The sequence below is a fragment of the Actinophytocola sp. KF-1 genome (genome assembly GCF_054661535.1).
The window spans coordinates 338,867-363,716 of record NZ_BAAFVK010000002.1; the positions used below are offsets into that span (position 1 = coordinate 338,867).

Sequence of the window (24,850 nt, forward strand, 5' to 3'; positions counted from 1 at the left end):
GCACTAGTGCTTATCCGTTGAGAGATCTTGTTTATCACCGCACCGGGGTCAGTTCACCGGAAACGGCCGCCACGCCGCCCACCCCTGGCTACGCTACGTTTGGTCACGCTGTGATCACAGCACGAGGGGGAGACGTGAGTCAGTTCGAGGTACAGCTGGATGCGCTCGACCGCGTCGGCGGCACTCACCTGCCCGCCGTCGCGAAGTCGATCGCGGACGCCGAGGCGCAACTCCGGGAGGCGGTCGGCTGGATAACGCGGACGTTCGACACCCGGGGCAAGTCCTACGACGAAGGCCCGTGGAACGCGGAGCAACCACAGGAGTACTACCTGTTCTGGCGGCCGGGCAACGAGTGCTACTACGCCATGGATCTCCTCCGCCAGGTGTTCCAGGACAACCACGAGAACGTTCAGCTGGCGGCGCAGGCGATCAAGGAGATCGCGCTCCGGTACCGCCAAGCCGACGGCCAGGCGTAGGGGGCCCGGTGGACATCGAGTGGGCGGCCCGGATGAGCGATCTCAGCGAGAACTTCAAGGCGATCCTCCGGGAACACGACGACGACGGCATCGGCGAGTCAGCGCGTCTCTATGACCGGATCGACCGGGTCTTCAACCTCTTCAGCTGTGGTGAGGGCTTCGGCGACAACTCCGGCGTGACGCGGATGTCCGAGCACCTCGAAGCAGCGATCTCCGTGATGACCAACGACCACGAGCGGAACTTCGGCGGCATCCGTGACGATCTGGACGAGTGGCAGGGAGACGCGGCGAAGGGGTTCCTCACCTTCGTGAACGATCTCGCCGACAGCGCGAACATCCTGCGCGATCGCCTCGCGACCGTGAAGATGATCCTGCAGGCGCACGGGATCCTCGTCGAGGCCATGCGGGAGGACGTGCTCGACCTGGTGCAGAAGACGCTCGACGGGCTCGCGGCCGCGGAGTCGGACGGCTGGGAGGTCGGTGTCACCGTGGCGGGTGCCGTCGCCGCGTTCGCCACCGGTGTCGCCGGCGTCGGCGGGATGTCGCTGGGGATGGTGCTCGGGCTGGTCGCGGGGGAGATGGCGGCCGGCGCGGCCGGCGTCGCCGTCGCGGCGCACGCCGCCGAGGACGAACTGGGGGTGCTCGTCAACTTCGTGGACTCGGCAGAGGCCATGCTCCACACGATCGACATCGAGCGGCTCCGGATCGAGAAGGCGTTCCGGTCACTGGTCCGCACGATAACCGACGGCAATCTCGGCCAGGTGCGGCCGGACCGCCCCGACGTGATCACCGCGCCGAGCTTCGACCCGAGGTCGTTCGGCATGGCGGACCACGTGCAGGCCGGTCATCCCCTGCCCACCGACACCAGCGATCTCGTGCCGGAGCCGAGGAAACGCGCGGACGGTCCGTTCGACCGGGCCGGAGACGGCCATGACCGGTACCAGGAACAGGGGCCGGCATGAACGAGTCCGCCGAACGAGCCGCCCGTTTGGTTGCCGAGGCCGAGCACGTGTACAGCATGACCAAGCGGCGCAAGGAGGCGCTGCGTACCGCCGAGGCGCAGGCGCTCGCCGCCACGGGTGAGTCGGCCGCCGCCGACGGCTCGGTACGGGTCACGGTCGACGCGGCGGGCATGCTGACCGGTCTCGTGCTGACCCCTGGGGCACTGCGCGCGACACCGGAAGACCTGGCGCGCCTCGTCGTCACCGTGTCCCAGGAGGCGGCCGCGCGGGCCAGGGCCGCGGTGCGGGACGTGTACGAACCGTTGCGTGGTGAGGGAATCGTGCGGGGCATCCCGGTGTTGCTGCCGCCACCGCCCTTCGATGCGCCGCCGCCCCGGCCCCCGCGGAAGCAGGCCGAAGAGGAGGCGCCCTACGAGGAGCGGTCGATCACGCGCAGGCGGGGACGACCATGACGGGGGCCGGGCGGACAGCGGTGGTCGTGCTCGGCGTGCTGGCGATGGTGCTCGCGGGGTGCACGACACCGGACGACGGTCCGGTGACCACGCCGACGAGACCCACCACCAAGCGGCCCCTGTTCCAGGACGAGCGTTTGCGGCCGGTCCGGATGACGAGTGGGAAGGCACTCGGATATGTGCAACCGGAGACGGCGTCGCAGATCCTGTGCCAGTTGCTGGACAAGGACGAGTGGCAGCGCCTGCTCGACGGGGAGATCGGCCGCAGGCCGCTCAACGCACCCGATGCGGGCTGTCACATCGCCACCGAGCTGGGCATGGTCGCCATGCAGTTGGTGCGTTCCGACGTCGCGTTCGAGGGGGACAGCACGGTCGCCGGACGGCCGGCCGCAGTGGCGACCACGGACCACGTCGTGTTCACCCTGGCGCTGACCGACGACGCGCTTCGTCCTGCGCCCCGGCAGTCCTACCCGGTTCGCCGGGTCCTGGAGCTGCAGGTGATCGGCGGCGAACTCGACCAGCAGCGGGACATCGGCGCACGCGTCCTCGAGAAGATCGTTCCACTGCTCGTCAAGGACGGGGACCCGCTGCCTGACATCGATGATCGGGGGCGGGTGCGCTACGTCAGCACTCCGGCGGCCTCTGAGTTCGTCGACCTGCCCACCCCGGTGCAGGCGTTGCGGCTGTGCACGGTCGTCGAACAGGTGGTCTCCGGAGCGCGGGTGGCGGACGCGCTTGACAAGGGTGAGTGCCGACTGCGGGTCGGGCAGGGGAACATCGTCGTCTCGGCGGACCACCTGCGGCACCCCGCGGACTACCCGATCCGGATCGCGGGCAAGGCCGCCAAGGCGTTGCTCGACCCGCCGGTGGTGCGGGTCCGCTTGCGTGACGACGCCGACGTGGAGCTGTACGTGTCCGCACCGGACTCGGTTGCGCTTGCCGAGAAGCTGGTGCCGGATCTGACCGCCACGTAGCCGGATGATCTCCGCTCGCGGTGTCACACTGGGCGCGCGAGTGTGGGAGGTGCGCGCTGTCCGCTGTCATGTCCGTGGTCCTCCTGCTGGCGGTGCTGGCCTTCGCCGTGGTGCGGCCGCGTGGGTGGCCGGAGGCGGTCGCCGCCGTTCCGGCCGCCGGGCTGGTCCTGGCGATCGGCGCGCTCTCCAGTCAGGACGCGGCCGCCGAGGTGGCGCAGCTCGCGCCGGTCGTCGGGTTCCTCGCCGCGGTACTGGTGCTCGCGCAGCTGTGCGACGACGAGGGCCTGTTCCACGCCGCCGGGGCGCTGATGGCGCGGGTCAGCGGCGGGCGTCCGCGCCGGTTGCTGCCCGCGGTGTTCGCGGTCGCCGCGGTGATCACCGCGGTGCTGAGCCTGGACGCCACGGTGGTGCTGCTGACGCCGGTGGTGTTCGCGACCGCGGCGCGGCTGGGGGCCCGGCCCAAGCCACACGTCTACGCCTGCACGCACCTGGCGAACTCGGCGTCCCTGCTGCTGCCCGTGTCCAACCTGACCAACCTGCTGGCCGTCGCCGCGACCGGGATCTCCTTCCTCCGGTTCACGGCGCTGATGGCCGTGCCCTGGCTGCTCGCGGTCGCCACCGAGTACCTGGTGTTCCGCCGGTTCTTCGCCACCGACCTGGACGCGGGCACCGGCGGTGCGACCGCACCGGCGCGGGAGGTCCCCGCGTTCGTCCTGGTGGTCCTCGCGCTGACCCTGGCCGGGTTCGTGGGCACCTCGCTGGCCGGGCTGAGCCCGGCGTGGGCCGCGTTCGCCGGGGCCGTCGTGCTGGCCGCGCACGCCCTGGCCCGGCGGCGCACCACGGTGGCGGCGATCGCACGTGCGGCCAACGTGCCGTTCCTGGTGTTCGTGCTCGCGCTCGCGGTCGTCGTCCGCGCCGTGGTCGACAACGGCCTGGCCGCGGTGCTGGCGCACCTGGTGCCCACCGGGCACGGGCTGCCCGCGCTGCTCGCCGCGGCGGCGATCGCCGCGGTCCTCGCCAACCTGATCAACAACCTGCCCGCCGTGCTCGTGCTGCTGCCGCTGGCCGCGGTGGGCGGCACGCCGGTCGTGCTGGCCGTCGTGATCGGGGTGAACCTCGGCCCGAACCTCACCTACGTCGGTTCGCTCGCCACGCTGCTGTGGCGGCGGATCCTGCACCACCACGACACCCGGCCCGACCTCGCCGAGTTCACCCGGCTCGGGCTGCTCACCGTGCCGGTCTCCCTCGTCCTCGCCGTGGTGGGGTTGTGGGCCGGGGTCGCGCTGATCGGAGGCTGACGAACCATGAACGTGCTCATCTGGATCACCGAGGGCACCTGGCGCGCCTGCGTCGACGCCGCGCGCACCCTGGCACCGGCGGACGCCGGCCTGGTCCTGCTGCACGTCACCGACGCCGACGTGCCCGCCGCCGCCCACGGCGCGTTCACCGGGCTGCTCGGCAGGGGCCATCCGGAGCGCGACCCCGGTGACCGGCTCGACGACCTCGCCGCGACGTCAGCCGGGGAACTCCTCGACGCGGCCGCGGCGCACCTCGGCCGTCCCGCGACCCGCGTCGAGCGCCGCGGGCGGATCGAGCACGAGGTCGTCGAGCAGGCCGGGACCGCAGGCCTGCTCGTGCTCGCCCGCGACGGCGGTCACCACCGGCCCGGCCCGAAGAGCCTCGGGCCCGCCACCCGCTTCGTCGTCGACCACGCGCCGTGCCCGGTGCTGCTGGTCTGGCCCGACGAGCCGCCCGCGCGGGGCTAGACGACCACCGCGCGCAGGCGGTCCGCCACGTCCTCCGGCAGCACGTCGGTGATGAAGGCGCCCATGCCGGTCTCCGAGCCGGCCAGGTACTTCAGCTTGTCGGCGGCCCGCTGGATCGACGACACCTGCAGGTGCAGGTACGCGTGCTCGCGCAGCGGGTCCGCGACCGGGGCCTGGTGCCACGCCGCCACGTACGGCAGCGGCGCCGCGTACAGGCCGTCGAGCCTGCGGAGCACGTCCAGGTACAGCACGGCGAAGTCGTCGCGTTCCGCGTCGGTCAGCGACGGGATGTCGAAGACGCGCCGGTGCGGGTACACGTGGACCTCCACCGGCCAGCGGGCGTACGCCGGGACGAACGCGGTCCAGTGCGCCGAGGTCGCGACCACCCTCGTGCCCGCGTCGCGCTCGCCCGCGAGGACGTCGGTGAACAGGTTGCGGCCGGTGCGGGCGTGGTGGGACGCCGCGTTGCCCAGCATCTGGCGGCTCTTCGGCGTCACGAACGGGTACGCGTAGATCTGGCCGTGCGGGTGCGCGAGCGTCACCCCGATCGCCGCGCCGCGGTTCTCGAACGGGAAGACCTGTTCCACGCCCGGCATGGCGGCCAGCGCCGTGGTCCGGTCCGCCCACGTGTCCACCACGAGCCGCGCGTGTTCGGGCTTCAGCGTCGCGAACGCGGCGTCGTGGTCGCTCGTGAAGCACACCACCTCGCAGCGGCCGACGCCCGGCCGGTGCGCGACCAGCGGCGGCAGGCCGGGGCCCGCGTCGCCGACCGCGTGCATGGACAGCGACGGGAAGCGGTTCTCGAACACCACCACGTCGTAGTCCGGCGACGGGATCTCGGTGTGGCGTTCCGGTGTGGACGGACAGAGTGGACAGTCCGTGGTCGGCGGGTGGTAGGTGCGGGTCTGCCGGTGCGCGGCCAGGACCACCCACTCGTCGAGCACCGGGTCGTGCCGCATCTGCGACGCGGTCGACACCGGGTCCAGCTGCCTCGGGTCGTGCAGCTCCCGGGCGGGCGCGGTGTCGTGGTCGAAGTAGATGATCTCCCGGCCGTCGGCCAGCTGTGCCGCTGTCCGCTTCACTTCGCCGCCTCGACGTTGACGATGCGCACGTCGTCGACGTGTTCCGCGAGTGCCTCCCGGCCGTCGGCGGGCAGGCCGTCGTCGGTGATCACCACGTCGGCGTCGGCGAGCCGGGCGATCGTCGACAGCCCGACCGTGCCCCACTTGGTGTGGTCGGCGAGCACGACGAGCCTGCGGCCCGCCGCGACCAGCGCGCGGTCGGTGTCGGCCTCGAGGAGGTTCGGCGTGGTGAAACCGGCGCGCTCGGCCATCCCGTGCACCCCGAGGAACACGATGTCGAGGTGCAACTGCGCGAGCGCCGACACGGCGATCGGGCCGACCAGCGCGTCCGACGGCGTGCGCACGCCGCCGACGACGACCACGTTCTGGTCCGTGCGCGGCGGCGCGTGCAGCACGTCCGCGATCCGCATGGAGTTCGTGACGATCGTGAGCCCGTCGACCGCGCGCAGCGCGTGCGCGAGCGCCCACGTCGTGGTGCCTGCCGACAGCCCGACCGCGGTGCCGGGGGAGACCAGCTCGACCGCGGCGCGCGCGATCGCCTCCTTCTCCGGCTGCTGCCGCAGCGACTTGGCCTCGAAGCCCGGTTCCTCGGTGCTGGCCGCGCGGGCGCGGGTCGCACCGCCGTGCACCTTGTCCAGCAGCCCCTGTTGTGCGAGTGCGTCCAGGTCCCTGCGGATCGTCATGTCGGAGACGCCGAGCATCTGCGCGAACTCGATGACCCGGACCGCGCCCCGCCTGTGGATCTCCTCGACGATCCGGGCTTGCCTCTCCGCTGCCAGCATTGCCTCTCCCAACCGGTAGGGCACCCCCGAGTCGGTCGCCGATCCAATCATAAACCGACTCATTCGCACAGGCCCAGACGTCAGCACCACACACCCCGATCCGTCGGCCGTACCGGTCGTTTCCTGGGGCAATCGTCGTACTGATGTAGTCGGCGCGCCTGTTGATCCGATGTTTGTGCGATCCCCGTGCGCTGTCCATGTTGACATATGTGCGCACGTGCGGGAAGTGGCGGGCGCGGTGTGATCGGCCGGACGCGGTGGAGGGTGACGGCGGTGACCACACCCTCCACCGCACCGGCCGGTTCCGGTGTGCGGTGAACACCGGAACCGAAGCCCTGCCACCCGGCCCAGGTGGCAGTGGGTCCGGTAATGGTCCAGACCATATCGCCGCGGGGCGTGACCAGGCAAGAGCGCTCAGAGATCGGACGTCTACGGAGCGTAAGTCCTGTGTCGGAGAGGTGAACGGGGTAGGTCACGAAAGTACCACCGGTTTGTGTTCGCCCTCTTGACAGGCGCGTGGGCGGCCCGCAAAGGTTTCGATTCTGAGAGGTCACGTTCACAAGTGTTGGTTTTCTGGGCCGCTCCCTGAGGAGGCGCACAATGATGAGCCCTCGATCGTTCGGTGCAGGCGGCGTCTCCGCCATCAACATCGGACGGCGCACGCTGTTGAAGGGGATGCTCGGCGCGGGCGCGCTCGCGGGCCTGTCCGCCTGCGGCGGCGGCAACGGCGGCGGTGGTGGCGGCGGCGGTGACGTCACGCTCGGCTCGAACTGGTCCGACGAGGTGCCGAAGAAGGCCATCGCGGACGTGATGAAGGGCTTCTCCGGGGGGAACGTCAAGGTCAACACGATCGACCACAACTCGTTCCAGGAGAACATCAACAACTACCTGCAGGGCGGCCCGGACGACGTGTTCGGCTGGTTCGCCGGCTACCGCATGCAGTTCTTCGCCGAGCAGGGCCTGGTCGGCGACATCTCCGACGTGTGGTCCGAGATCGGCGGCGGCTTCTCCGACGCGATGAAGCAGCAGTCGACCGGTTCGGACGGCAAGCAGTACTTCGTGCCGCTCTACTACTACCCGTGGGCGATCTTCTACCGGAAGAGCGTCTTCGCCGAGAAGGGCTACGAGGCCCCGAAGACGATGGACGACCTCGTCGCGCTGGCGAAGAAGATGAAGTCCGACGGCCTCAACCCGATCGCGTTCGGCGACTCCGACGGCTGGCCCGCCATGGGCACCTTCGACTACCTCAACCTGCGCATCAACGGCTACGACTTCCACAAGGAGCTGATGGCCGGGGACAAGTCGTGGGAGTCCAAGGAGGTCAAGGCGGTCTTCGACGCGTGGCGGGAGATCCTCCCGTACCACCAGCCCGACGCGCTCGGCCGCACCTGGCAGGAGGCGGCGCAGTCGCTGCTGAACAAGGAGTCCGGGATGTACACCCTGGGCATGTTCGTCGGCCAGCAGTTCCCCGAGGGCCCGGACCGCGACGACCTGGACTTCTTCCCGTTCCCCGAGATCGACCCGGCGGTCGGCTCGGACGTGGTCGAGGCGCCGATCGACGGCTTCATGATGGCCGCCCGCCCGCGCAACGAGGACGGCGCGAAGGAGCTGCTCAAGTACCTGGGCACCGCGAAGGCCGAGGACACCTACCTCAAGTCCGACCCGAACAACATCGGCGCGCACAACGACGCCGACACGAGCGGGTACAACGCGCTGCAGAAGAAGGGTGAGGAGCTCGTCAGCGGCGCCAAGTCGATCTCGCAGTTCCTCGACCGCGACACCCGGCCCGACTTCGCGTCGACCGTGATGATCCCGTCGCTGCAGGAGTTCATCAAGAACCCGAACGACGTGGACGGATTGACGAAGAACATCGAGAGCCAGAAGAAGTCGATCTTCGGTGGCTGATCTGATGACCCGGCCGGAGCGCACGGAGACCACGTCCCGTGCGCCCCGGCCGAAGCACGCGCGCACCCTGTCCACGATGGACAAGCTGATCGTCGTGCTGATGGTCGCGGTGCCCGCGATCATCGTGACCGGGCTCGTGTGGGTCCCCGCGATCTCGACGATCGTGCTGTCGTTCACCGACTGGAACGGCATCGGGAACATCGCCGACATGAACTTCGTCGGCATGAAGAACTACACCGACGTCACGTCGAACTACCCGCCGTTCGGCCCGGCCATGGAACACAACCTGATCTGGCTGGTCGTGTTCTTCCTCGGGCCCACGCTGCTCGGCATCTTCCTCGCGGTGCTGCTCGACCGCGAGATCCGCGGCTCGCGGATCTACCAGAGCGTCTTCTTCCTGCCGGTCGTGCTGTCGCTCGCGCTGATCGGCTTCATCTGGCAGCTGATCTACTCCCGCGACCAGGGCCTGCTCAACGCCGTGTTCGGCGGCGAGACCGACTGGTTCGGCGACCCGGACATCAATCTGTGGGCCGTGCTCGTGGCCGCGGGCTGGCGGCACACCGGGTACATCATGCTGCTCTACCTGGCCGGCCTGAAGGCCGTCGACCCGGCGCTGCGCGAGGCCGCCGCCGTCGACGGTGCGAGCGAGGTGCGCACGTTCTTCAAGGTCATCTGGCCGGTGATGCGCCCGGTCAACATCGTGGTCCTGGTGATCACGGTGATCGAGTCGCTGCGCGCGTTCGACATCGTCTGGGTGATCAACAAGGGCCGCAACGGGCTCGAGCTGATCTCCACGCTGGTCACGCAGAACGTGATCGGCGAGGCGAGCCGCGTCGGCTTCGGGTCCGCGCTCGCCACCATCATGATCGCGATCTCCACCGTGTTCATCGTGATCTACCTGGTCCAGGTCATGCGGGAGCAGCGATGACGGCGGCAGTGGGCAGGCGCAAGCGCCCGGCGCGGGTCGTGCTGACGGTGTTCCTGACCGTGATGGCGGTCGGGTGGCTCTTCCCCGTCGCGTGGGCGGTCTACAACTCGTTGCGGGACTACGACTTCACGTCCACGCACGGGTACTTCTCGTTCGGCGGCTTCACCATCGACAACTACGTCAACGCCTGGACGCGCGGCAACTTCGGGCAGACGTTCTGGAACTCGGTGATCATCACCGTGCCGTCGGTGGTCATCACGCTGCTGCTCGCGTCGTCGGCCGCGTACGTGCTCGCCCGGTACTCGTTCAAGTTCAACCTGGCGCTGCTCGCGCTGTTCACGGCGGCGAACCTGCTGCCGCAGCAGGCGCTGCTGGTGCCGCTGTTCCGGATGTTCCTCAACATCGAGGTGCCGTTCTGGTTCAGCGACTCCGGGTCGCTCTACGACACGTACTACGCGGTCATCGCGGTGAACATCGCGTTCCAGACCGGGTTCTGCACGTTCGTGCTGAGCAACTACATGAAGACGATCCCGAAGGAGATGACGGAGGCCGCCCTCGTCGACGGGGCAGGTGTGTTCCGCCAGTTCTGGCAGGTCGTGCTCCCGCTGTGCCGCCCGGCGCTGGCGGCGCTGGCGACGTTGCAGATCACGTGGGTCTACAACGACTTCTTCTGGGCCGTCGCGTTCATGCGGACCGGTGACAAGTTCCCGGTGACGTCGTCGCTGCAGAACCTGCGCGGCCAGTTCTTCACCGACTACAACCTGCTGTCCGCCGGTTCGGTGATCGTCGCGATCCCCACGCTCGTGATCTTCTTCCTGCTGCAGCGGCACCTGCGTGCCGGTCTCACACTGGGAGCCACCAAGGGATGACGATCGTCCACCTGCGCGCCGACACCGTCAGCGTGGTGATCGACGCGCGTGCGCTGCCGTCGGTCGTCCACTGGGGCGCACCGCTCGGCGACCTGTCCGACGACGACCTGCCGGCGCTGGCGGACGGGGCCGTCCCGCCGATCCCGAACAACGCGCCGGACGTGCCCATCCCGATCGGGCTGCTGCCGTCGGCCCGCCAGGGGTACCCGGGACGGCCCGGGGTGCGGGGGCACCGCTCCGGCGGCGACTGGCTGCCGTCGCTCACCCGGACGGCCGTGGGGCGGTCGGCGTCGGAGGCCGTGTTCGACCTCGAGGGCGGCGGGCTGAGCGTCCGGTCCACGGTGGAGCTGACACCGTCGGGCGTGCTCCGGGTGCGGCACGAACTCCGCAACGACGGCTCCCGTGCGTACACCCTGGAAGGCCTGGAGACGGCGCTTCCCGTGCCCGAGCAGGCGACCGAGCTGCTGGACTTCCACGGCCGGTGGATCCGCGAGAAGCACCCGCAGCGGCGGGCCTTCGACCTCGGCTCGTGGGTGCGGGAGAACCGCCGCGGCCGCACCGGGCACGACGCCACCCCGGCGATCCTGGCCGGTACCACCGGTTTCGGGTTCCGCACCGGCGAGGTGTGGGCCGTGCACGTCGCGTGGAGCGGCAACCACGTCACCTACGCCGAACGCGTGCACGAGGGCCGCGGCGTGCTGGGCGGCGGCGAACTCCTCGGCAGCGGCGAGGTGGTGCTCGCGCCGGGGGAGACCTACACGTCGCCCTGGCTGTACGCGGCCTACTCCGCCGAGGGGATCGACGGCGTCAGCGCCGCGTTCCACCGGTGGATGCGGGCGCGGCCGTCGCACCCGGTGCGGGCGCGGCCGGTCGTGCTGAACACGTGGGAGGCCGTCTACTTCGACCACGACCTGACCCGGCTGACGGGCCTCGCCGACGTGGCCGCGCGGATCGGCGTCGAACGGTTCGTGCTGGACGACGGCTGGTTCCGGCACCGCTGCGACGACACCGCGGGCCTCGGTGACTGGTACGTCGACGAGGGCGTGTGGCCAGACGGGCTGTCGCCGCTCATCGACCACGTCACCGGGCTGGGCATGGAGTTCGGCATCTGGGTCGAACCCGAGATGGTCAACCCCGACTCCGACCTGGCCCGCGCGCACCCGGACTGGGTGCTGGCGCCCGGCGACGGCACGCTGCCGCCGACCTCCCGCCACCAGCAGGTGCTCGACCTCGCGAACCCCCAGGCGTACGCGTACGTCCTCGAGCGGCTCGACGAACTGCTGCGGGACAACGACGTGCGGTTCGTGAAGTGGGACCACAACCGCGACCTCATCGGGGTCCGGGCGCACGAGCAAACGCTTGCGGTGTACCGGTTGCTGGACGAGCTGCGGACCCGGCACCCCGGCGTCGAGATCGAGAGCTGCTCCAGCGGCGGCGGCCGGACGGACCTGGAGATCCTCGCGCGCACGGACCGCGTGTGGGCGTCGGACTGCAACGACGCCCTGGAACGGCAGACCATCCAGCGGTGGACCGCGTTGCTGCTGCCGCTGGAACTGATCGGCGCGCACGTCGGCCCGCCGCACTCGCACACCACCGGCCGCACGCAGGACCTGTCGTTCCGGGTGGCGACCGCGTTGTTCGGGCACTTCGGCATCGAGTGGGACATCGCGTCGGCGTCGCCCGGCGAACAGCGGGGCCTGGCGGACGCGATCGCGTTCTACAAGTCGGTGCGCGGGCTGCTGCACAGCGGCACGCTCGTGCGCGGCGACGTCGCGGACCCGTCGGTGATGCTGACCGGTGTCGTGTCGGAGACCGCGGCGGTGTTCTGCTACGCACAGCTCACGTCGTCGGCGCGGACCGTGCCGCCGCCCGTGCGGCTGCCCGGCCTCGACCCGGACCGCCGGTACGCGGTGACGCCGGTGACGCCCGGCGGCGCACCCCGCACGCAGCAGGTCCCGGCGCCGGGCGGCGAGACGCGGGTCGTGCCGGGGCGGGTGCTGACCGAGGTCGGGATCCGGCCGCCGGTCATGACGCCGGAGCAGGCGTGGCTCATCCATCTGAAGGCGGTGTGAGTCAGCCACACGGACGCCCATAGGATCGTCCACTGTGCGTAGTGACGACGTCATCGCCGGCCGCTACCGGCTCGTCGAGCTGATCGGGCACGGTGGCATGGGCATCGTCTGGCTGGCCGACGACCTGGTCGAACACCGCCAGGTCGCGGTGAAGCGGCCGCACGGTGGCGGCAGCGTCCGTGCCGACCTCGAACGCGAGGCCGAGATCGCGCGCCGCGTCGAGCACCCCGGCGCCATCGAGGTGTACGAGGTGGCGGGCGAGGGCGACGACTGCTGGCTCATCATGGAGTACTTCCCGTCCCGCAGCCTCGCCGCGGCGGGCACGCTCGACCCCGGCGCGGTCGCGGACATCGGCGCGCAGGTCGCGGCCGCCCTCGCCGCCGCGCACGCCGCCGACGTGGTGCACCGGGACGTCACACCCGCCAACGTGCTGGTCGGCGCGGACGGCGCGGTGAAGGTGACCGACTTCGGCATCTCCGCGTGGCGGGCCGCGACGATCACCGGTTCCGGCAAGATCTCCGGCACCGCCGCGTACGTGTCGCCCGAGGTCGCCGACGGGGCGGCCGCCAAGGCGCCGTCGGACGTCTTCTCGCTGGGCGCCACGCTGTTCAACGCCGTCGAGGGCACGCCGCCGTTCGGGTCCGGCGACCCCGACGTGATCCTCACCCGCATCCGCGCGAACCGCCGGGAGCCGATGACGAAGGCGGGTCCGCTCGCGCCGGTGCTGGACGCGTTGCTGCAGCGGGAACGCGCCGCGCGGCCGACCGCGTCGCAGGCGAAGGAGATGCTCGAGCTGGTCGCCGCGGGGCGTCCCGTGCCCGCGTGGCGGCCCCCGGTCACCGGCGGGCGGCGGCCCGCGATGGTGGCGGGCGCCGCCGTCGGGGTGGTGGCGTTGCTGGCGCTGGCGTTGCTGCGCCCGTGGGAGGGCGACGGGCAGGGCCCCGCGCGGACCGTGCTCGGCGACCCGCACACGGCCGACCCGTGCGCGCTCATGTCGGCGGAGTCGCTGGCCGGGTTCGGCGACGCCACCCTGGACGCCGACTACGGCGGCTTCAACCGCTGCGACGTGGTGGTGGACCTGGGCGACCGCTTCGACGCCGACGTCCGCGTCGAGCTGCGCAGCGGCGACGCGGGCGGCGAGGAGGTCGAACGCGGCCCGGCGGAACGCGACGACGACAGCTGCGACATCACGTTCACCCTCACCGACGGCAACCTCGTCGAGGTCGTCGCGAAGGCCGACGAGGGCGCCGACGCGAACCTGTGCGCGATGGCGACCGCGGCCGCGGACAAGGCCGAGTCGGTGCTGCGGGTCAACGACGAGATCCCGCGCCGCCCGGCGGCCGTGGCCGGTTCGCTGCTCGACGTCGACGCGTGCATGCTGCTGACCCCGGCGGACCTGCGCGAGCTGCCGGGTTTCGCGAACGCGGAGCCGGTGCGCGGGTTCGGCAACTGGGACTGCCGCTGGCCCGACACCCACGGCACCGCGGCCGCACGCGTCATCTTCGACAAGGGCGACGCGGACAGCGTCCGCGGCGGCGTCCACTCCACCCTCGCCGGCCGCGACGTGTACCTGAAGGAAGAGGACTTCGGCGAGGACACCTGCCAGGCGGACGTCGTGAACCGCGAGTACCGGGCCGCCGACGGCGACCTGCTGGCGGAGGTCGCGATGGTGGTCGTCGAGGGCGACCCGGACGTCGCGGAACTGTGCCGCATGGCGACCACGCTCGCGGGCCCGGTCGCGTCCCGCCTGCCGAGGTGAGAGGGTCACGGGCCGTGGAGTTCGAACAGGCCTACCGGGAGGGCAGCCTCCCGTGGGACATCGAGGAGCCGCAGCCGGCGCTGGCCGAGCTGGTCGACGCGGGCTGGTGCGTGGGCACGGTGCTGGACGCCGGATGCGGCACCGGCGAGCTGGCACTGGCCGTGGCGGCGCGCGGCCACGAGGTGCTGGGCGTCGACTTCGTGCCGGCCGCCGTCGAACGCGCGACGCGAAAGGCAGCCGAACGGGGCATGGCAGCCACTTTTCGCACGGCCGACATCACGACCCTGGACGGTTCCTTCGACACGGTGCTGGACAGCGGCCTGCTGCACAGCCTCGACCCGGACGCGCAGGCGCGGTACCTGGACGTGCTCCGCCGCGTCTGCCGGGACCGGGTCGCGGTCCTCTGCTTCGCGGATCGTCCCGGCGCGCGAACCCCGGGCCGGGCCGGTCTCACCGAAACCCGTGTGCGTGAGCTGTTCGCCGGGGACTGGACGATCGACGAACTGGTGCCCGCCGACATCCTCGGCGTCATCCCCGAGGGCTACACCGACTGGCCCCGCGACGCGAGGGGCCGCACCGCGATGACCGGCTGGCGCCTGCGCGCGCGGCGGAAGCCGATAATGACCGGGTGAGCGCGACGATCAGGCCCTACGAGCCGGCCGACGAGCAGGCGCTGTACGACATCTGCCTGCTGACGGGCGACAGCGGCCAGGACGCCACCGGCCTCTACCGGGACCCGCGGCTGCTCGGCGAGGTGTACGTCGGCCCGTACCTGCGGTACGCCGACGCCATCGCACTGGTCGGCACCGACGACGCGGGCGCGGCGGGCTACGTGCTGGGCGTCCCGGACACGGCCGCCTTCGAATCCTGGTGCGAGGGTGAGTGGTGGCCTGGGCTGCGATCCCGCTACCCGCTCGGCACGTTCCCCGACGGCTCGCCGGACGACCGCATCGTGCGCCTGATCCACAACCCACCGACGGCGAGCCCGGACGTGGTCGAGCGCTACCCGGCCCACCTCCACATCGACCTCCTGCCCCGCCTACAGGGCAAGGGCGACGGCCGGCGGTTGCTGACCGCCCTGCTGGACGGGCTCGCGGCGGCCGGCGCGCCGGGCATCCACCTCGGCGTGGGCACCGCCAACCAGCACGCGATCGGCTTCTACCGCCGCATGGGTTTCACCGACGTGCACGCGTACACGCACTCCCTCATCATGGCCCGCGCCCTGTGACATAGTTCGTGGGTGATTGACTCCGCGTTCATGGTCGGTGCCGCCGTCGTCAAGATCGCGTGCAAGGTCTGGTTGAAAGACAACGCGATAGGCGCGGATGCGGCCGTCAGTGTTGTGGACATCATCCAATCACAAGTGTCGGACACCCGTGAACGTCGTCGGGTGCAGCGGTTGTTCGAGGATCTTGAAGAGCGTGTCGCGGACAACGTGCTCAGCACCACGGGCACCGAATTCCGCGGCCTGGTACAGAACGAACGCGACGCGGCCGTCCTGGCTGTAGCCGACACCCTCGGCACGGCGAAACTGACCAACGCACATCTCTTCGCGGCCGACCTCGACGCACTACACCTGCTCAAAGCGGTGCGACCGGTGGGGAAGCGGTTCTCGCGCGACCTCGGCGAGGCCGCGACCGAACTGTACGAGCGGGTCCTGCGGGATTGCTGCGCGTACATCATCGAGATTGCAGACTCGCTGCCCGGTTTCCACGTCGGCGTCTTCGGCGAACTCCTGTCGCGGCAGAAGGAGATCATCCGGCACGTCGAGGAGCGCTTCGACCGCCTGCCGATGCAACTTGGCGGCGCGGGGGCGATAACCTTCGAGCCGAACTACCTGCGGCTCGTCGCGAACCAACTCGACAAGGTGGAACTATTCGGCGTGTCTGTGAGCGACCGCGTCGAGAACTACCCACTAAGCGTCGCTTACGTGAGCTTGTCGATCGCCTCGAAGTCCCGGTTCGAGGACGCTGCCCTTGCCAGGAGGCCCGAACAGTGGGTGGGATCGATCGAGGAGGCGCTGGGCAGCACGCAGCGCGCCTTCATCCGAGGTGAGGCGGGCTCCGGTAAGACGACGCTCCTGCAGTGGCTGGCCGTTCGCTGCGCCCGCAACGGGTTCGACGGTCCGCTCCAGGAATGGAACGGCTTCGTGCCCTTCCTCATCCGGTTGCGGCGGTACTCGGGAGAGGAACTGCCGAGACCCGAGGAGTTCCTGTACGACGTCGGCGGACCCATTGCGCACACCATGCCGATGGAGTGGGTGCACGACCTCCTGCGGACCGGTCGCGCGCTCGTGCTGGTCGACGGGGTGGACGAGCTGCCGGAGAAACAGCGCCGCCGCGCTCGCGAGTGGCTGCGCGAACTGTTGCTGGCCTACCCAGACGCTCATTACGTCATCACCTCCCGCCCGGCGGCTGCTGCGGAGAACTGGCTCGAGGACGAGTCCTTCGACGCACTCGAGATCCAGCCGATGACACTGGGCGACCTCGACGCCTTCGTTGACCACTGGCACGCAGCGATGGCGGAAGGGGGGCGGACCACCGCTGAACGCGAGCGCGTCGAGCTGTCCCGCACCGAGTTGATCCGCACCATCCGCACCCACCGCCACCTGCGCATGCTTGCGGTCAGCCCGCTGATGACTGCATTGATCTGCGCGCTCCACCTCGACCGCCGAATGCAGCTCCCGCACGACAGGCTGGAGCTCTACTCGATCGCGCTGGAGATGCTGCTGGAACGGCGAGACACGGAACGCGAGATCGACAACCCCGCTGTCGTCATCACCCGGGTCGACAAGATGCTCCTCCTGGAAGATTTGGCGTACTGGCTGGTGCGCAATGGTTTGTCGAGCGCACCGACGGAACGGGTGCTGGAGCGGCTGACGGCCAAACTGGCCGACCTCCACCGCGTTAAGAGCGATGCCGACGAGGTGCTCAAGCACCTGCTGGACCGCAGCGGCCTGTTGCGGGAGCCGATCGACGGGCAAATCGACTTCGTGCACAAGACGTTCCAGGAGTTCTTGGCCGGACGCGCCGCGGTGGCAGCGGACGATATCGGTGCCCTGGTGATGAACGCCCACGACGACCAGTGGCGCGAAGTCGTACTCATGGCCATTGGGCACGCCAGGGCTACGCAGGCCGATGAGCTGCTGCGCAGGTTGCTCGGACGGGCGCTCAAAGAGAGTAAGCACAGGTACGTCCTGGAGGCATTGGCCGTCGGCTGTATCCAGCACGCACCGCAGTTGTCGCTGGATCTGCAGAAGCAGATGCAGGAGGTTGCCTCAAACCTACTGCCACCCAAGGGAATGAAGCAGGCGGTCGCGCTCGCGGGAGCCGGTGATCTCGCGCTGGAACTACTTCCGGCACGCACGAAATACACCTTGCCAGAGACGATCGCCACTATCCGAATGGCCGCCACCATCGGCGGCGAACAGGCTCTGCCGATCATCGCCGACCTGGTGCGGAGCAAGCCGCACCAGGCCGTCCGGGACGAGGTCGAACGCGCCTGGCCGAAGTTCGACCCTGAGCTGTTCGCGCGGGAGGTGCTCGCCGTCGCGGGCCAGGTGACCGTTCAACTCACGGATCCGAGTCTGCTCGCCGGTCTGCGACACCTGCCGGATCTGACACATCTCAAATGTCGGTTCGCCCACGGCTACGGAAACATCGACTATATCGTGAACCTGCCAATACTGGATCACTTTGACGTGGACGACGGAGAGTTGCGGAGTGTCGATCCGGTTGCCGGTCATCCGTCGTTGGCGTCCATGTATCTGGACTGCCACCCCTCCGGTGTGGATTTGTCCCCGCTCGCCGCGGCGAAAAACCTGCGTCAAGTCGAGTTGCGTCATGCGCAGGCCCGGCGGGAGCAGTTGAAGCACCTCTTCCGCATACAGCGGTTGGGTTTCAGCGACCGAGTGGACATTGATTGGGTGTTGCCATTTCTCGCAGAAGGCGAGCCACTGATGAGGCTGAACGTCTGGCACTCCCTGGGAACTAACCTGACGGCACTGGCGGCGTCCCCCCGAATGGCGGAACTGGATTTCCTCTTGTTGGGGCGTGCTGATCGGCTCGTTTCGCTGTTCGGTATCGATCGATGGGCCGACACCATGACTGGTGTGTATCTTCATGCCGCCGCCGTGGACAACGTCGAACCGCTCGCAAGCCTGCCGCTCCTCGAGTTCGCCAATCTGGCCCACACCCCCATCCGGTCGCTTGACTTCACACGCGACATGTCCCACCTGAGCAGGCTGCACATCGGCATGGCGGGCGTCGACTTGCCCGACATGGCTCCCTTGTGTGATCTGCCTGGGCTCCGGGACCTGCACATCTGGGGTGACCAGCCGGTCGATGTCTCGGCCCTGGCCGGAGCAGCTGACCTCAAAGTGCACGTTGTGGGCAAGGCGCGCCGGATCTCCGGAACGGCCCACCTGCCCGATTCTGTCGAGGTGCGGCGGGGGAGCTAGATGCCCAGCTGGGTGGCAAGCCGGTCCGTGTGGGTGTCCGCGTCGCCGAAAGCCAGGGCTGACGACATGGCGTGGCGGGTGTAGTGGTGCAGGTCGTGTTCGGCGGTGAAGCCTATGGCGCCGTGGACCTGGTGGCCTACCGCGCACACGCGTTCGTAGGCCTCGCTCACCCACGACTTCGCCACTGACACCTCCACCGCCGCGTCCAGACCCTGTGCCAGGCGCCAGATCGCCTCGTACGCGATGAACCTCGCGCCCATCACGTCGATGGCCATGTTCGCGCAGTGGTGTTGCACCGCCTGGAAGGCACCGATGGGCTTGCCGAACTGGTGGCGGTCCTTGGCGTACGCGGCCGTCTTGTCCAGGACCGCCTCGGCGCCGCCGACCATCTCCGCGCACGTGGCCGCCGCGCCGAACGACTCGATCAGCGGGGCGGGCGCACCACCTGACACCGCGTAGGTCACGCGGTACGTCGGGGCGGGGCCGACGACCGTCACCGGGGCGCACGACGCCTCCGTCGTCAGCGCCACGCCTGACTCGGTGCGGACCAGCAACGCAGCCGCTTCCGCTGCCCACGGGACCAGCGCACCCGAGAACGGGACGTACGCGAACACCTCGCCCGCCGCCACGCGAGGACGCAGTTCGGGGACCGCCATGCCGCAGATCAGTGACGACACGTACGGCACGGTCACGCCGGCGCGGCCCAGTTCCGAGGCGATCAGGCAGCCCTCGAGAAAGCCGAACTCCTCGAACGGCAGTGCCTGCCAGCCGAGGTCGGTGATCTCCTTCCAGACGTCGTCGCGCGCACGGCCCGCCAGGAACTCGCGGGCCGTGCGCTGCACGAGGAGCTGGTCCTCCGTCAGGGCCAGGTCCGCCATCAGCGCCTGCCCGGGATCTTGTCCGACCGCACCCAGACCCCCGGCCGCTCCTCCCAGAACAGCTGCACCAGCACACCGCCGGTCTGCTTCGGGTGGATGAACGTGTGCTTCCAGCGCGCCCCGTCCGTCACGCCCTCCTCGTCGTCGAACGTCGGCACCTCGTGGTGGCGGCACGCGTCCAGCGCCGCCTCCCAGTCCCGCACCTGGAACGTCACGTGGTGGGCGGCGGGGCCGTTGCGGTCGAGGAACCTGTCGATGAACGACTCCGCGCCGCGGGAGGTGATCACCTCCAGACAGATGCTGGACCCGGGCACGTTCAGCACCAGGTCCGCCATGTCCGGGTGCTCGTCGTCGGCCGTGCGCCACACCTCGACCACGCCGAGGAGGTCCTGGTACCACGCCGACAGCTCGTCGCGGTCCGGGAACGCCTGGCACACGTGGTCCAGGTTCACGATGCCCAGCACCGGACCGTCCACATGCGCCGCGGGGACCGGCACGGCGGCCTCGTCGCCGGTCATGGTCAGCGTGCCGGGGCCGCGCAGGCGGAACAGCACGCCCGGGCCGTGCGCGGGCGGGGACAGCGACGCCTCCACCCACTTGCCGGGCAGGCCGTCGGTGATCTTGATGCCGCGTTCGTCCAGTTCGGACACCGCGGCGTCCAGGTCCGGGACCTCGACACCGATGTGGTGCAGGCCGCCGCGGCCGCCGTGCTCGTCCAGCCAGCGCTGGATCGGCGAGCCGTCACCGGCCGGCGCCAGCACCTGCCACTCGTGCCCCCACGTGCCGGGGATCTCGAGGCGCGCGCCGCGGACGCCCGCGGCCGGGTTGTCCCACTTGTGCGTCGCGCGGAAGCCGAACAGCTTCTCCAGCAACGCCACCTGCGGCTCCAGCGCGGGAACCGCCTGTGCGACATGGGTTATCCGGTAGATCTGCATGGCGCGGCTCCTCTCAGCTCGGGTGCGGCTCGATCCAGTCGTACTCGTTGTCCACCAGTTCCTTGACCAGCCGCAGGTTGTAGCGGTTCATGGCGGCCACCCTCTCGGCCAGCGCCGCGACCTGCTTGTCGAACTCGTCCGCCGGGAACACGCTGTTCACCAGGCCCAGCTCCAGTGCGCGCGCCGCGTCGAGCTGGATGCCCGTGAACAGCATCTCCTTCGCCCGCGCCTTGCCGACCCGCTTCGGCAGCCGCTTCACGCCACCCCAGCCGGGGGCGGAACCGCCGACCTCCGGCTGGTCCGGGTCCGGCTCGCCGTTCATGTACTTCGGCTGGTACGGCGGCCGTGCCGACAGCGTGATCTCGACCAGGCCCATCTTCGCGTTGTCCGAGCACACGATGAAGTCCGCCGCCAGCGCCAGTTCGAGGCCGCCGCCGACCGCGTAGCCGTGCACGGCCGCGATCACCGGCACCGAGAGGCGCTCCAGCATGGCGAACGTCTTCTCCCCGAGCCTGCCCTGCTCGATGCGCTCGGCCTTCGTGAGGCCCTCGGACCACTTCAGGTCCATGCCCGCGCAGAACGCCCGCTCACCGGCGCCGCGCAGCACCACCACGTGCACGTTCTCGTCGTCGTCCGTCTCCGTGCAGAACCGCCGCAGCTCCCGCATCGACTCCGGCGTCAGCGCGTTCAGCTTCTCCGGGCGGTTCAGCGTGAGCCACGCGACCCGGTCCTCGATCCGGACGTCCAGCGTTTCGTATGCCATGTTTCCCTTTCCCCGACCGAACAATCAGCTCTTGGGCAGTCCGAGCCCTCTCGTGGCGATGACGTTGCGTTGGATCTCGGTGGTCCCACCGAGAAACGTAGCGGCTACCGAGTCGAACCGCAGGTGGGTGAACGCGGCGCCCAGCGGCGCACCCTCGCGTTGCCACAGTTCCGCGAGGTGCCCGAACGCCTTCGCGCCGGTGCGGGCGAGCCGCTGGTGCAGCTCGGCGCCGTACAGCTGGCTGACCGAGCCGGCGTAGTCGCCGGACGACGCCGAGTGCCGCGCCAGGTTGTACAGCACGCGGATCTCCGCGTACCGGCGTGCGATCTCCAGCCGCAGGCCCTCGGTGTCGGGCCGGGCGTGCGCGCGACCCTCCGGCGACTTCAAGTGGTCGACCAAAGTGGACAGTGCCTGCTCGAACTTGACGGTCGCGCCGATGCCGGACCGTTCGAAGCCGAGCGCGGTCATGGCCACGTACCAGCCGCGGTTCTCCTCGCCGACCCGGTTCGCGACCGGCACACGGGCGTCGTCGAAGAACACCTCGGCGAACGGGGTGTCACCGCGGATGTCGGTGATCGGCCGGACCGTCACGCCCGGGGTCTTCGTGTCCACCAGCAGGAACGTGATGCCCTTGTGCTTCGGCGCCTCCTGGTCGGTGCGCACGAGCACGAACAGCCAGTCGGCCTGCACGCCCAGCGACGTCCACACCTTCTGCCCGTTGACGACGTAGTCGTCCCCGTCGCGCACCGCCCTGGTCCGCAGTGACGCCAGGTCCGAACCGGACTCCGGCTCGGAGAAGCCCTGCGCCCACGTGGTTTCCCCGCGGGCGATGCGCGGCAGGTGCTCGGCCTTCTGCTCGTCCGTACCGAGTTCGAGGATCGTCGGGCCGATCAGGAACGCGCCGATGCCGTTCACGGTCGGCACGCGCGCCTTCATCATCTCCTCCTGCAGGATGAACTCCTGCTTCGCGGAGAGCCCCGCGCCGCCGTACTCCTCCGGCCAGTGCGGCGCGATCCACCCGCGTTCCGCGAGTGCGGCCGCCCACTTCCGCGCGCCCTCCCGGCGTTCCGGGTCGGGGGAGACGCGGTCGGCGGCCCAGTTGTAGCCCCACACGTCCTCGGGTTCGAGGCTGTGCTCGGCCTCGTGGTCCGGCCGGTACTCCTCGGGGAAGTGCGTGGAAATGAACGCCCGCACCTCCGCCCGGAACTCGGCCTCCTCTTCGGTGTCGTCCCAGTTCACCGTGTCGCCTCGCTGTCCCAGGTGTTGTCGGTGATGCCGTGGTCGCCCTGCGCGCGCAGCTTGTACTTGGCGACCTTGTCGGTCGGGGTGCGGGGGAGCGCGTCGGTGAACTCGACGTAGCGCGGCACCATGAACTTCGGCAGCCGCTCGGCGCAGAACTCCAGCAGCTCCTCGTGGCCGAGCTTCTTCCCCGGCCGCAGCACCACGACGAGCTTCACGTCCTCGTCCTCCAGTTCCGACGGCACCCCGATGGCCGCGCACTCGAGGATCGCCGGGTGCGTGTTGACCTCGATCTCCAGGTCGAACGCCGAGATGTTCTCGCCGCGGCGGCGGATCGAGTCCTTCATGCGGTCCAGGAAGAAGAAGTAGCCGTCCTCGTCCCGCCAGACGCGGTCGCCGGTGTGGAACCACAGGTTGCGGAACGCGTCGGCCGTGGCCTCCGGTGTCCCGTAGTACCCGGTGGTGACCACGTACGGCTGCTTCGGCCGCAGCACCAGCTCACCCGGCTCGCCGGCGGGCACCTCGCGGTCGTGCTCGTCGACCACCGCCGCGTCGAAGCGTTCCTCGTGGACGGTGCCGCACGAGCCGAGCCGCCACTCGCCGTAGGGGCTGCCGGTGGCGATGCCCGCCTCGGTCGACGTGTACGTCTCCACCGACCGCACCCCGAACCGTTCCTTCAGCGGCTCGTCCAGCACGGACTTGCCCATGTAGAACATCTCCAGCGGGTGGTCGAGGTCCCGCTCGGTCGGCGGCGCGCTCATCAGGATCGGGATCATCGAGAACACGCTGAGCGCGAGCTGCGCGTCGAAGTACCGCACGTCGTCCCAGAACCGGGACGCGCTGAACCGGTCCACGACCGCGATCGACGTGCCCGCGAGGAGCGCGGAGAAGACGCCGTCCCACAACCCCGCCGCGTGGAACAGCGGGAGCGGGCAGTAGGTCGTCTTGGTCCAGCGGTCGAGGTAGTTCAGCGAGTCGTACGCGCAGGTCAGCGCCAGCGAGTGGGACACCATCGCGCCCTTGGACGGGCCCGTGGTGCCCGACGTGTACATGATCGCCTGCAGGTCCGAGAACACCACACCCGCTCTCGGCTCCGTCGCGTCGCGGCCGCGGAGGCTGTTCAGGCTCACCATTCCTTCTGGTGGTGTTCCCCGAACCACCAGTCGGGTCAGGCCGGGAAGCCGTGCCAGCGGGAGCCGCTCCAGATACTCCTCGTCGATGATCAGCGTGGTCGAGTCGGAGCTGAACAGGACGTGTCTCAGCACCTCGCCGCGGTGCGCCGTGTTCACCGGCACCGCGACCGCGCCCAGCCGGGCGAGCGCGAAGACCACCGACACCAGTTCCGGGCAGTTCGGCAGCATCACGGCGACGTGGTCGCCCTTGCCGACCCCCAGCTCGATCAGCCCTCGTGCGACGCGGTTGGCCTCGGTGTCCACGTCGCGGAAGGTGAGATCGCCGTCACGAAAACGGAGAAAGGGCTCGGTCCCGTGGCTGTCCGCACGTGACCTGAGCACGTCGCCGAGAACGAAACTCTCCACCGGCCCATCCGAGCATGGATAACCCGAAAGTGCACAAAGGTCAGATGTTTGCTGGATCGACTGCTTCGCGTACCTAACGACGGCTGCTAGGCTCCGCGTACGTCGTACGTGTCGTCGCGAGCGGGTGGCGGCGCAGGTCAACACGGAGGTTCGCCTTGCGGCTGATGCGAGTGGGTGACGTCGGTGCCGAACGGCCCGTCGTGCTGGACGACGGGGATCGCGCGTTCGACCTGTCCGGGCTGACGAGCGACATCGACGGGGCCTTCCTGGCCGCCGACGGCATCGCACGCGCCCGGGCCGCGCTCGCGGCGGGCGAACTGCCGGCCACGGACGTCGCCGGCCTGCGGATCGGTGCCCCGATAGCACGCCCGCCCGCCGTTGTCTGCGTTGGTATGAACTACGCCGCACACGCCGCCGAGTCCGGCGCCGCGCCGCCCCAGCACCCCGTGATCTTCTACAAACATCCGAACACTGTGGTCGGACCGAACGACGACGTGATCCTTCCCAGAGGGGCGGAGAAGGTCGACTGGGAGGTTGAGCTGGGCATCGTGATCGGCAAGCGGGCCCGTTACGTGCCGTCACCGGAGGACGCCTTCGCGTACATCGCCGGCTACGTGTTGTCCAACGACGTGTCGGAGCGGGCGCTGCAGCTGGAGGTCTCCGGCGGGCAGTGGTCCAAGGGCAAGTCGTGCGAGACGTTCAACCCGCTCGGCCCGTGGCTGGTGCCCGCCGAGGACGTCGGCAACCCGCAGGCCCTCGGGCTGCGGTCCTGGGTGAACGGGGAGGTCCGGCAGGACTCCAACACCGCGGACATGCTGTTCTCGGTCGCCCAGCTGGTGTACGACATCAGCCAGTACACCGTGCTGGAACCGGGCGATCTCGTGAACACCGGCACCCCGCAGGGGGTCGCGCTCTCGGGCCGGTTCCCATACCTTTCGATCGACGACGTGGTGGAGATCGAGATCGACGGGCTCGGCAGGCAGCGGCAGGTAGTCGTCAAGGCCTGAGCCA

General features: G+C 69.8%; 22 protein-coding genes. 15 read left to right on the forward strand and 7 right to left on the reverse strand.

The window, feature by feature from the left end:
• The first annotated feature begins 134 nt into the window (after positions 1–134).
• The 6 genes from ACYQ77_RS07350 (at position 135) to ACYQ77_RS07375 (ending at position 4,630) form a co-directional block, all read left to right on the forward strand.
• Complete coding sequence (locus ACYQ77_RS07350) at positions 135–476, forward strand: hypothetical protein (protein WP_459708718.1); 342 nt, start codon at positions 135–137, stop codon at positions 474–476.
• Positions 477–484: 8 nt separating this feature from the next.
• Complete coding sequence (locus ACYQ77_RS07355; protein ID WP_459708719.1) at positions 485–1,438, forward strand: hypothetical protein; 954 nt, start codon at positions 485–487, stop codon at positions 1,436–1,438.
• Positions 1,435–1,890 carry a YbaB/EbfC family nucleoid-associated protein gene (locus tag ACYQ77_RS07360; RefSeq protein ID WP_459708721.1) on the forward strand — a complete coding sequence of 152 codons (456 nt, stop codon included), beginning with the start codon at positions 1,435–1,437 and terminating at the stop codon, positions 1,888–1,890. The genes ACYQ77_RS07355 and ACYQ77_RS07360 overlap by 4 nt, the downstream gene beginning before the upstream one ends.
• A complete protein-coding gene (locus tag ACYQ77_RS07365) occupies positions 1,887–2,864 on the forward strand; it encodes a hypothetical protein (RefSeq protein WP_459708723.1) in 978 nt (325 codons plus the stop codon). The genes ACYQ77_RS07360 and ACYQ77_RS07365 overlap by 4 nt, the downstream gene beginning before the upstream one ends.
• 68 nt (positions 2,865–2,932) lie before the next feature.
• On the forward strand, positions 2,933–4,162 hold the full coding sequence (locus ACYQ77_RS07370; RefSeq protein ID WP_459708725.1) for an SLC13 family permease: 1,230 nt from the start codon (positions 2,933–2,935) through the stop codon (positions 4,160–4,162).
• Positions 4,163–4,168: 6 nt separating this feature from the next.
• Positions 4,169–4,630 carry a universal stress protein gene (locus tag ACYQ77_RS07375; RefSeq protein WP_459708727.1) on the forward strand — a complete coding sequence of 154 codons (462 nt, stop codon included), beginning with the start codon at positions 4,169–4,171 and terminating at the stop codon, positions 4,628–4,630.
• Here ACYQ77_RS07375 and galT read toward each other — a convergent pair.
• Both galT and ACYQ77_RS07385 read right to left on the reverse strand, forming a co-directional pair.
• Positions 4,627–5,712: a galactose-1-phosphate uridylyltransferase gene (gene galT, locus ACYQ77_RS07380; protein ID WP_459708728.1), complete on the reverse strand. Its 1,086-nt coding sequence runs from the start codon at positions 5,710–5,712 to the stop codon at positions 4,627–4,629. The two genes, ACYQ77_RS07375 and galT, sit on opposite strands and share 4 nt — an antisense overlap.
• The gene (locus ACYQ77_RS07385) at positions 5,709–6,494 is read right to left on the reverse strand and encodes a DeoR/GlpR family DNA-binding transcription regulator (protein WP_459708730.1); all 786 of its coding nucleotides are present in this window, start codon (positions 6,492–6,494) and stop codon (positions 5,709–5,711) included. The genes galT and ACYQ77_RS07385 overlap by 4 nt, the downstream gene beginning before the upstream one ends.
• A gap of 600 nt (positions 6,495–7,094) precedes the next feature.
• Between ACYQ77_RS07385 and ACYQ77_RS07390 the strand changes: the two genes are divergently transcribed.
• From ACYQ77_RS07390 to ACYQ77_RS07425, 8 genes are read left to right on the forward strand one after another with little or no spacing between them, the layout of a single operon-like run.
• Entirely contained in the window at positions 7,095–8,399 is a 1,305-nt protein-coding gene (locus ACYQ77_RS07390; protein WP_459708731.1) for an ABC transporter substrate-binding protein, read from the forward strand.
• Complete coding sequence (locus tag ACYQ77_RS07395) at positions 8,392–9,327, forward strand: carbohydrate ABC transporter permease (protein ID WP_459708733.1); 936 nt, start codon at positions 8,392–8,394, stop codon at positions 9,325–9,327. Before ACYQ77_RS07390 ends, ACYQ77_RS07395 begins: the two co-directional genes overlap by 8 nt.
• Positions 9,324–10,196 carry a carbohydrate ABC transporter permease gene (locus ACYQ77_RS07400; protein ID WP_459708735.1) on the forward strand — a complete coding sequence of 291 codons (873 nt, stop codon included), beginning with the start codon at positions 9,324–9,326 and terminating at the stop codon, positions 10,194–10,196. The genes ACYQ77_RS07395 and ACYQ77_RS07400 overlap by 4 nt, the downstream gene beginning before the upstream one ends.
• A complete protein-coding gene (locus tag ACYQ77_RS07405; RefSeq protein WP_459708737.1) occupies positions 10,193–12,268 on the forward strand; it encodes an alpha-galactosidase in 2,076 nt (691 codons plus the stop codon). Before ACYQ77_RS07400 ends, ACYQ77_RS07405 begins: the two co-directional genes overlap by 4 nt.
• Positions 12,269–12,302: 34 nt before the next feature.
• Complete coding sequence (locus tag ACYQ77_RS07410; protein ID WP_459708740.1) at positions 12,303–14,027, forward strand: serine/threonine-protein kinase; 1,725 nt, start codon at positions 12,303–12,305, stop codon at positions 14,025–14,027.
• A 14-nt stretch (positions 14,028–14,041) separates the two neighbouring features.
• Positions 14,042–14,659, forward strand: coding sequence for a class I SAM-dependent methyltransferase (locus tag ACYQ77_RS07415; RefSeq protein ID WP_459708741.1), 618 nt, complete (start codon positions 14,042–14,044; stop codon positions 14,657–14,659).
• A complete protein-coding gene (locus ACYQ77_RS07420) occupies positions 14,656–15,255 on the forward strand; it encodes a GNAT family N-acetyltransferase (RefSeq protein ID WP_459708742.1) in 600 nt (199 codons plus the stop codon). Before ACYQ77_RS07415 ends, ACYQ77_RS07420 begins: the two co-directional genes overlap by 4 nt.
• Before the next feature lie 12 nt (positions 15,256–15,267).
• Positions 15,268–18,486 carry an NACHT domain-containing protein gene (locus ACYQ77_RS07425; RefSeq protein WP_459708744.1) on the forward strand — a complete coding sequence of 1,073 codons (3,219 nt, stop codon included), beginning with the start codon at positions 15,268–15,270 and terminating at the stop codon, positions 18,484–18,486.
• Here the strand turns inward: ACYQ77_RS07425 and ACYQ77_RS07430 are convergent.
• From ACYQ77_RS07430 to ACYQ77_RS07450, 5 genes are read right to left on the reverse strand one after another with little or no spacing between them, the layout of a single operon-like run.
• Positions 18,483–19,364 (reverse strand): acyl-CoA dehydrogenase family protein, encoded by an 882-nt coding sequence (locus tag ACYQ77_RS07430; RefSeq protein ID WP_459708746.1) that lies wholly within the window; start codon positions 19,362–19,364, stop codon positions 18,483–18,485. The two genes, ACYQ77_RS07425 and ACYQ77_RS07430, sit on opposite strands and share 4 nt — an antisense overlap.
• Complete coding sequence (locus ACYQ77_RS07435; RefSeq protein ID WP_459708748.1) at positions 19,364–20,299, reverse strand: VOC family protein; 936 nt, start codon at positions 20,297–20,299, stop codon at positions 19,364–19,366. The genes ACYQ77_RS07430 and ACYQ77_RS07435 overlap by 1 nt, the downstream gene beginning before the upstream one ends.
• 13 nt (positions 20,300–20,312) lie before the next feature.
• Entirely contained in the window at positions 20,313–21,062 is a 750-nt protein-coding gene (locus tag ACYQ77_RS07440; protein ID WP_459708750.1) for an enoyl-CoA hydratase/isomerase family protein, read from the reverse strand.
• Positions 21,063–21,086: 24 nt separating this feature from the next.
• Positions 21,087–22,301: an acyl-CoA dehydrogenase family protein gene (locus ACYQ77_RS07445; protein ID WP_459708752.1), complete on the reverse strand. Its 1,215-nt coding sequence runs from the start codon at positions 22,299–22,301 to the stop codon at positions 21,087–21,089.
• A complete protein-coding gene (locus ACYQ77_RS07450) occupies positions 22,298–23,839 on the reverse strand; it encodes an AMP-binding protein (protein ID WP_459708753.1) in 1,542 nt (513 codons plus the stop codon). The genes ACYQ77_RS07445 and ACYQ77_RS07450 overlap by 4 nt, the downstream gene beginning before the upstream one ends.
• A 164-nt stretch (positions 23,840–24,003) precedes the next feature.
• Between ACYQ77_RS07450 and ACYQ77_RS07455 the strand changes: the two genes are divergently transcribed.
• Entirely contained in the window at positions 24,004–24,846 is an 843-nt protein-coding gene (locus tag ACYQ77_RS07455; RefSeq protein ID WP_459709744.1) for a fumarylacetoacetate hydrolase family protein, read from the forward strand.
• The last annotated feature ends 4 nt before the right edge of the window (positions 24,847–24,850 follow it).

Excerpts from the sequence above, each read along its gene's own strand:
- ACYQ77_RS07360 (WP_459708721.1), top strand. The coding sequence starts at position 1,435 with ATGAACGAGTCCGCCGAACGAGCCGCCCGTTTGGTTGCCGAGGCCGAG.
- ACYQ77_RS07365 (WP_459708723.1), top strand. The coding sequence starts at position 1,887 with ATGACGGGGGCCGGGCGGACAGCGGTGGTCGTGCTCGGCGTGCTGGCG.
- ACYQ77_RS07370 (WP_459708725.1), top strand. The coding sequence starts at position 2,933 with ATGTCCGTGGTCCTCCTGCTGGCGGTGCTGGCCTTCGCCGTGGTGCGG.
- ACYQ77_RS07375 (WP_459708727.1), top strand. The coding sequence starts at position 4,169 with ATGAACGTGCTCATCTGGATCACCGAGGGCACCTGGCGCGCCTGCGTC.
- ACYQ77_RS07385 (WP_459708730.1), bottom strand. The coding sequence starts at position 6,494 with ATGCTGGCAGCGGAGAGGCAAGCCCGGATCGTCGAGGAGATCCACAGG.
- ACYQ77_RS07390 (WP_459708731.1), top strand. The coding sequence starts at position 7,095 with ATGATGAGCCCTCGATCGTTCGGTGCAGGCGGCGTCTCCGCCATCAAC.
- ACYQ77_RS07400 (WP_459708735.1), top strand. The coding sequence starts at position 9,324 with ATGACGGCGGCAGTGGGCAGGCGCAAGCGCCCGGCGCGGGTCGTGCTG.
- ACYQ77_RS07405 (WP_459708737.1), top strand. The coding sequence starts at position 10,193 with ATGACGATCGTCCACCTGCGCGCCGACACCGTCAGCGTGGTGATCGAC.
- ACYQ77_RS07430 (WP_459708746.1), bottom strand. The coding sequence starts at position 19,364 with ATGGCGGACCTGGCCCTGACGGAGGACCAGCTCCTCGTGCAGCGCACG.
- ACYQ77_RS07435 (WP_459708748.1), bottom strand. The coding sequence starts at position 20,299 with ATGCAGATCTACCGGATAACCCATGTCGCACAGGCGGTTCCCGCGCTG.
- ACYQ77_RS07440 (WP_459708750.1), bottom strand. The coding sequence starts at position 21,062 with ATGGCATACGAAACGCTGGACGTCCGGATCGAGGACCGGGTCGCGTGG.
- ACYQ77_RS07455 (WP_459709744.1), top strand. The coding sequence starts at position 24,004 with ATGCGAGTGGGTGACGTCGGTGCCGAACGGCCCGTCGTGCTGGACGAC.